We start from the raw sequence: 5,947 nt of genomic DNA, 5'->3' as shown, positions 1-5,947 counted from the left end.
GAGGCAGGCTTGTACTCATCTTAGGGGTGAGTAGTTACGGTTGAGGTTCTATAATGACTTTGAGTTTCTGGGCATGAGAAACGTACTGAACGATATCGGCATCGTTCACCAGTCGAACGGACGGTCAGGCAGCCTCTCCCGCAGCTGGAACCGAGTCTATGCGCGTTTCGTGTTCGAAAGCGGCAACCTGGCCTTTGCCGTTCAGCCCTGGTACCGCATCAGGGAAAACAAGAAGAACGACGACAATCCGGACATCGAGGATTACCTGGGGAACTTCGAATTTCAGGGGGCCTACAGGTGGGGTGCGCACGAGTTCGGTCTCATGTTCCGTAATAACCTGGATTTCGACGTGAACCGTGGTGCTGCCCAACTGGACTGGAGCTTCCCCATTCACGGACGCCTGCGTGGTTATGTGCAGTGGTTCAACGGCTATGGTGAAAGCCTCATCGACTACAATGAAAACGTCAACAGCTTTGGCGTAGGCGTCAAGCTTACAGACTGGCTGTAATACAGGCGCGTTCTTCAGGTCAGCAACAGTTCCATGAGGCGGAGATAGATTTTCGAAAGGTTGTTCAGGTCATCCACGCCAACGCATTCATTGACTTTGTGGATGGTGGCATTCAAGGGACCCAGTTCCAGCACCTGGGCGCCGGTTGGTGCGATGAAACGCCCGTCGGAAGTGCCTCCTGAGGTGGACAGTTCCGTGCCGTAGCCCATCACATCCTGTATGGCCTGCTGCGCCGCATCCAGCAATGCGCCTTCTGCGGTGAGGAAAGGGGGACCGGACAAAGTCCATTCGATATCGTAATCCAGGCCGTGGCGGTCGAGAATCGCTTCCACCCGCTGCTCCAGTTCCTCGTGTGTGGTTTCTGTGGAGAAGCGGAAATTGAACACGACTTCCAGCTCGCCGGGGATGACATTGGTCGCTCCGGTGCCTGCGTTAATGTTGGAGATCTGGAAAGTGGTGGGCGGAAAGAAGTTGTTGCCCTGGTCCCACTCGGTGGCTGCCAGCTCGGCCAGTGCAGGCAGGGCTTCATGCACCGGGTTTCTCGCTAGGTGTGGATAGGCTACATGACCCTGTACCCCTTTCACTACAAGACGGCATCCATGAGAACCGCGGCGGCCGTTCTTGACCACATCGGCCAGCCTGTTGGTGGAAGAGGGCTCTCCCACCAGGCACCAGTCGATTTTCTCGTTCCGGGCCTCCAGGGTTTCGATGACCTTCACGGTGCCATTGGTTGCCGGGCCTTCCTCGTCGCTGGTGATGAGATAGGCGATGGAGCCCTTGTGATCGGGATATTTTCCGACAAAGGCCTCGGTGGCGGTGATCATAGCGGCGAGAGAACCTTTCATGTCCGCTGCACCACGACCATACAGCAGACCATCACGGATGGTCGGTTCGAAAGGCGGTGAATCCCAGGCATCCTCCGGTCCTGGCGGAACGACATCCGTATGCCCGGCAAAGCAGAACAGAGGCGCCTCGTCACCGTGCCTGGCCCAGAAGTTCTGTGTGTCGCCGAAATTCAGGGGCTCCAGCGCAAAACCCAGAGGCTTGAGCCTGTCCATCATCAGTGCCTGGCAGCCCTCGTCTTCAGGCGTGACCGAGGGGCGGCTGATCAGGTCTCTGGCCAGTTTCAGGGTTTCTGACATCAGAAATCCATACCCACGGTGAACAGGACTGCGGAATTGCCGAGAAGGATGACATCGCCGCCAAAGCCATTCTTCTTGTAGCCGAGGCTGGGAATTATGCCTGGCGCCCAGCCGTTGCTGCTGTTGAAGGGTATCTTGTCGTCCCAGGGTTCCTTGTATCCATGAATTACCCCGGCAGTCAGTTTGAAATGGAAGTGCTGCCAGTCATCGGGGAAATTCCAGGTCTTGCCACCATAAAGATACTGGGAAAACTGGCCGAAGGAATTGTCGAACATAGCCAGACCATAGAGCCAGCCGTTGGATTTCTGCGCTTCCAGTGCGCCGAAAAGATTGGGGCCGTCATGATCCTTGCTGGAGGAGTAGTGGACATAGGTGCCTATCTGAGCGTACAGGTGATCGTACTGGTACCATTTTTCATCGCTTTCCCCGGCGGTTGCCAGGCTGGAGGACATGGCTGCCAGCAGGACAGCCAGAAAGAGTTTATTCTTCATTTTTCAAACAGCTCCGTGTAGTTTTTTTCGGAAAAACCGACTTCGATATGCCCGTCTTCGGTGATGAGCACGGGACGCTTGATGATGGAAGAGGTCTCCAGCATCAGCCCGAGGGCGCTGGCTTCATCGATGTTGTCCCGTTGCTCCTGTGTGAGCTTGCGCCACATCATGCCGCGGCGGTTGAGCAGGATTTCCCAGCCGACCTTGTCCGCCCACTCGCGCAGGCGGGTTTCATCCACGCCTTCTTTCTTGTAGTCATGGAAAAGGTAGTCGATGCCATGATCCGACAGCCACTTGCGGGCCTTCTTCATGGTGTCGCAGTTGGGAATGCCGTAGACCTCGATCATCAGATATCCCGCAACAGCTCGTTGATGCCCACCTTGCTGAGGGTCTTCTCATCCACGCGCTTGACGATGACCGCGCAGTAAAGGCTGTATTTGCCGTCTTTGGAAGGCAGATTGCCGGATACCACCACAGAACCGGCGGGTACGCGGCCATACAGCACTTCATCGTTCTCTCGGTCATAGATGCGGGTGGACTGGCCAATGTAGACGCCCATGGAAATGACCGAGCCTTTTTCCACGATGACACCTTCGACCACTTCCGAGCGCGCACCGATGAAGCAGTTGTCCTCGATGATGGTAGGGGCGGCCTGCAGGGGTTCGAGTACGCCGCCGATGCCTACGCCACCCGACAGGTGCACGTTCTTGCCGATCTGCGCGCAGGAACCCACGGTGGCCCAGGTGTCCACCATGGTGCCGGAGTCCACGTAGGCGCCGATGTTCACGTAGGAAGGCATGAGCACACAGGACGGGGCGATATAGGCGCCCTTGCGCACGGATGCCGGTGGCACCACGCGCACGCCGCTTTCGCGGAACTCCCGGGCGTTGTAGTCCGCGTACTTGGAGGGCACCTTGTCATAGTAGTTGGTGAAGCCGCCCTTCATGAATTCGTTGTCGTTGATGCGGAAAGAGAGCAGCACGGCCTTCTTTACCCACTCATTGACCTTCCAGCCATTGTCCGTGGGCTGAGCCACGCGCAGGGTGCCTGCGTCGATCCGCTCGATTGTTTCCATGACGGCATCGCGTACCAGGGTATCCACGGTGCGGGGCGTGATGTCCGCACGCCGCTCAAAGGCTTCTTCGATAATGTTCTGCATGTCGCTCATGGTGATTGTTTCCTCAGTAGTAAGATTCGATAAGTTGTCTGATTCGGTTGGCGGCATCGATACATTTGTCCATGGGGGCGACCAGGGCCATGCGCACATGGTCCTCGCCCGGATTGATGCCATCGGCTTCGCGGGAAAGGTAGCTACCTGGCAGGACGGTCACGTTTTGCCGGTCATACAGCTGGCGGGCAAATTCCGTATCCGAACCGGGCGTCTGTGCCCACAGGTAGAAGCCGGCCTCGGGCTGCCGCACTGTCAGCTGCCCGTCGAGGATACCCAGCACCGCGGCAAACTTTTCCTGGTAGGCGCGGCGGCTTTCCTCCACATGTTTTTCATCCTGCCAGGCCATGATGCTGGCGGCCTGGTGGTGGGGCGGCATGGCGCAGCCGTGATAGGTGCGGTAGCGCAGGAACTGCCCGAGAACTTCCCGGTCGCCGGCGACGAAGCCCGAGCGCAGTCCGGGTGCGTTGGAACGCTTGGACAGGCTGTGGAAGACCACGCAGCGTGAATAACTGTCATTGCCCACATTGGCGGCAGCCTGCAGAAGGCCTACGGGAGGCTCGTCTTCATTGAAATAGATTTCCGAATAGCACTCGTCCGCCGCGATGACGAAGTCGTGCCGGTGCGCCAGTTCCATGAGCTGCGCCAGGGTTGTTTCGGGAATCACCGCGCCCGTGGGATTGTGTGGCGAGCACAGGTACAGCAGCTGGCAGTCTTCCCAGGTTTTTGCGTCCACGGCATCGAAATCCGGCATCAGGCCGGTGTCTTCAGTGCAGTTGAGAAATTCGGGCCGGGCGCCGGCGAGGAAGGCGGCGCCTTCGTAGATCTGGTAGAAGGGGTTGGGCATGAGCACCAGCGGATTGGGCTGGCTGCGGTCCACGATCGTCTGTGCGAAGGCAAACAGCGCTTCGCGTGTGCCGTTGACCGGCAGTACATGGTGTCCCGGATCCAGGCTGTCCTTGGGGAGCTGGAAACGGGTGCTGAGCCAGCTGCAGATGGTTTCGCGCAGCTTGGGTGCACCTTTAGTCAGGGGATAGGCGGACAGGCCGTGCAGATGGGAAAGCACCGCTTCGGTGATGAAGGCAGGGGTAGGGTGCCTGGGTTCGCCGATGGACAGGGCAATATGATCCAGCGCCACAGGTGGATGGCAGCCTTCCTTGAGCAGGCGCAGTTTTTCAAAGGGATAGGGCTGGAGTTTTTGCAGGTCGCTGTTCATACTGCGCGGGTGCCGCAGGGGGCTGCCCTGCCGGTCAGGTTCCGGAAAAGGGAGAATTATACAACAATGAAGCCGTTGCTGAGTCTGCTGTTCGCGGCCTCTTTCTGGGGCGTGGTCTGGTATCCCCTACGCCTGCTGCAGGATGCCGGGCTGAACGGCGCCTGGCAGATGCTGGTTGCCTATGGCAGTGCCTTTTCGGTGCTGGCGATGTTGCGCTGGCCCGGTATTGCCGGGATGCAGGGGCAGTGGGGCAAACTGGCGCTGATGGCCGTTGCCGCCGGCTGGACCAACGTGGGATTTGTGCTCGCCATGCTGGATGGTTCGGTCGCCAGAGCGCTGATTCTTTTCTATATTTCTCCCTTGTGGACGGTGCTGCTCGGGCATTTCTTTCTGCACGAAAGGCTGCGCCCGGCAACGCTGCTGACCCTGCCCCTGGGGATGATGGGAGCCATCCTGATGATCTGGCAGCCGCAGGTCAGCATGGCGTCTCTGAACCGGGCGGATCTGTACGCCGCAAGTGCCGGACTGGCCTTCGCCGTCACCAATGTCATCACCCGTGATCTCCAGCATCTGGGAACCCGGCAGAAAACCCTGGTTTCCTGGTTTGGTGTGATTTGCGTTGCCGGATTCATGCTGCTGCTCGGCGGAGAACCTTTCCCCCAAGTTGCGCTGTCGGCCTGGCTGGGGAATATACTGCTGGGTGGTGTGGGTTTTCTCGTAACGACGCTGGCTGTCATTTATGGTATTTCCCACATGCCCGTGCAGCGGTCGGCTGTGATTCTGCTGTTCGAGATACTGGTGGGTGCGCTCAGCGCCTGGTGGCTCGCGGGAGAGAATTTGCGTATGCTGGAATGGTTGGGCGGCGGGCTGATCATATTGGCGGGCTTCATCGCGATCACTCACGAGGACATACATGACTGACATCCGCGCCATTCACCACGTAAGCATGATCATTTCCAGCACGGACAAGTCCCTGGCTTTCTACCAGGGACGGCTGGGGCTGGAGACTGTCGAACGGCCGGACCTGCCGTTTCCCGGTATCTGGCTGAAAATCGGTGATCAGCAACTGCATCTGCTGGAACTGCCAAATCCCGACCCAGTCGACCAACGTCCGGAGCACGGCGGCAGGGACAGGCATCTGGCTCTGTCGGTGCGGAATCTGGACGTACTCGCCACATCGCTGGAGGGGGCGGGAGTCGGCTACACGCGCAGCAGATCGGGACGGGATGCCCTTTTCTGCCGCGATCCCGACGGCAATGCATTGGAATTCATACAACAGGAAAAGTGAATCAGGAATGAAAAGAATACTCAAATGGATTGCCCTGTTGCTGGGCATTGGTGTGCTGCTCGGAACGGCACTGGCGATACAGGTGGTTTTTTTCCGGCCTTTCGATATCCGGATCTTCTATGAAAAGATTTTTG

General features: G+C 58.2%; 8 protein-coding genes. 3 read left to right on the top strand and 5 right to left on the bottom strand.

Annotation, left to right across the window (positions count from 1 at the left end):
• Nucleotides 1–40: 40 nt before the first annotated feature.
• Nucleotides 41–508: a phospholipase A gene (locus tag ACOCD2_RS10860; RefSeq protein ID WP_293646454.1), complete on the top strand. Its 468-nt coding sequence runs from the start codon at nucleotides 41–43 to the stop codon at nucleotides 506–508.
• A 14-nt stretch (nucleotides 509–522) separates the two neighbouring features.
• Here ACOCD2_RS10860 and dapE read toward each other — a convergent pair whose 3' ends face one another.
• Genes dapE through dapC form a run of 5 tightly spaced genes read right to left on the bottom strand, consistent with a single transcriptional unit; the run spans nucleotide 523 to nucleotide 4,525 of the window.
• Nucleotides 523–1,650, bottom strand: a complete 1,128-nt coding sequence (gene dapE / locus ACOCD2_RS10855; protein ID WP_293646452.1) for a succinyl-diaminopimelate desuccinylase — start codon at nucleotides 1,648–1,650, stop codon at nucleotides 523–525.
• Nucleotides 1,650–2,141 carry a hypothetical protein gene (locus ACOCD2_RS10850; protein ID WP_293646450.1) on the bottom strand — a complete coding sequence of 164 codons (492 nt, stop codon included), beginning with the start codon at nucleotides 2,139–2,141 and terminating at the stop codon, nucleotides 1,650–1,652. Before ACOCD2_RS10850 ends, dapE begins: the two co-directional genes overlap by 1 nt.
• Nucleotides 2,138–2,488, bottom strand: coding sequence for an ArsC family reductase (locus ACOCD2_RS10845; protein ID WP_293646448.1), 351 nt, complete (start codon nucleotides 2,486–2,488; stop codon nucleotides 2,138–2,140). The genes ACOCD2_RS10850 and ACOCD2_RS10845 overlap by 4 nt, the downstream gene beginning before the upstream one ends.
• Nucleotides 2,488–3,309, bottom strand: coding sequence for a 2,3,4,5-tetrahydropyridine-2,6-dicarboxylate N-succinyltransferase (dapD, locus tag ACOCD2_RS10840; RefSeq protein ID WP_293646446.1), 822 nt, complete (start codon nucleotides 3,307–3,309; stop codon nucleotides 2,488–2,490). Before dapD ends, ACOCD2_RS10845 begins: the two co-directional genes overlap by 1 nt.
• 13 nt (nucleotides 3,310–3,322) lie before the next feature.
• A complete protein-coding gene (dapC, locus tag ACOCD2_RS10835) occupies nucleotides 3,323–4,525 on the bottom strand; it encodes a succinyldiaminopimelate transaminase (protein WP_293646444.1) in 1,203 nt (400 codons plus the stop codon).
• A gap of 66 nt (nucleotides 4,526–4,591) precedes the next feature.
• Here dapC and ACOCD2_RS10830 point away from each other — a divergent pair, with 66 nt between their 5' ends.
• Nucleotides 4,592–5,446 carry a DMT family transporter gene (locus tag ACOCD2_RS10830; protein ID WP_293646442.1) on the top strand — a complete coding sequence of 285 codons (855 nt, stop codon included), beginning with the start codon at nucleotides 4,592–4,594 and terminating at the stop codon, nucleotides 5,444–5,446.
• Nucleotides 5,439–5,813: a VOC family protein gene (locus ACOCD2_RS10825; RefSeq protein ID WP_293646440.1), complete on the top strand. Its 375-nt coding sequence runs from the start codon at nucleotides 5,439–5,441 to the stop codon at nucleotides 5,811–5,813. The genes ACOCD2_RS10830 and ACOCD2_RS10825 overlap by 8 nt, the downstream gene beginning before the upstream one ends.
• Nucleotides 5,814–5,947 lie beyond the last annotated feature (134 nt).

It is taken from the genome of Thiolapillus sp., assembly GCF_048562965.1.
Lineage (GTDB): Bacteria > Pseudomonadota > Gammaproteobacteria > Chromatiales > Chromatiaceae > Thiolapillus > Thiolapillus brandeum_A.
Note: the sequence above shows the minus strand (reverse complement) of the source record. Positions and strands in the feature narration are given on the sequence as shown.